Origin of the sequence: Paucibacter soli (genome assembly GCF_037482845.1) — a bacterium.
GTDB classification, from domain to species: Bacteria; Pseudomonadota; Gammaproteobacteria; order Burkholderiales; family Burkholderiaceae_C; genus Paucibacter_B; species Paucibacter_B soli.
This window is the reverse complement of the sequence record NZ_JBBHJW010000037.1, coordinates 1-750: the sequence shown is the minus strand read 5'-3', so window position 1 is coordinate 750 and position 750 is coordinate 1. Positions and strand designations below refer to the sequence as shown.

Sequence of the window (750 nt, the reverse complement as noted above, 5' to 3'; positions counted from 1 at the left end):
ATCGGCCAGCTCACCACCGGCCAGGTCAACGCGCTGACGACCGACCAGCTGCCGGGCCTCTCGACCGCCGACGTGGTGGCCCTGAGCTCGGCCCAGGTGGGCTCGCTGACGGCAGCCCAGATCGTCAACTTCTCGACCGCCCAGATCGCCGCGATCGAGACCGCCGACCTGAAGTCGCTGTCGACCTCGGCCCTGCGTGCCCTGACGAGCGACCAGCTGGATGCGCTCACCAACGGCCAGTTGCAGGCGCTCACCAGCGCCCAGGTGGTGGCCCTGGGCACCGACCAGGTGCGCGGCCTCAACACCGGTGACCTGAATGCGCTGACCTCGGATCAGTTCGCCAAGTTCACCACCGCCCAGGTGGTGGCACTCAGCAGCGACCAGATCTCGCACCTCACGACGGAGGACCTCAACGCCCTGGGCACCGCCCAGTTCGCCGCGATGACCACCGAGCAGGTCGCGGCCTTCACCTCGGTGCAACTGCCCAAGCTGGAGTCTGCCGACCTGCGTGCGATCAGCACGGCAGCGTTGCGCGCGCTCGGCACCGACCAGATCGCGGCGCTGACCAGCGACCAGATCGGCAGCATGACCACCGCCCAGGTGGCCGCGCTGAACACCAACCCCGATCAGTTCGCCGGCCTGAACACCGCGGCCATCGTCGCGATGAGCTCGGCCCAGATCGCCTCGCTGACCTCGGCCCAGATGGCCAACTTCTCGACCGCCCAGATCGCGGCGATCGAGACCGCGGAC

1 pseudogene is annotated in these 750 nt (G+C 68.9%); it reads left to right on the top strand.

The annotated features are described in order from the left end of the window. A pseudogene (locus WG898_RS25165) lies at positions 1 to 750 on the top strand (heme utilization protein); the annotation flags it as partial.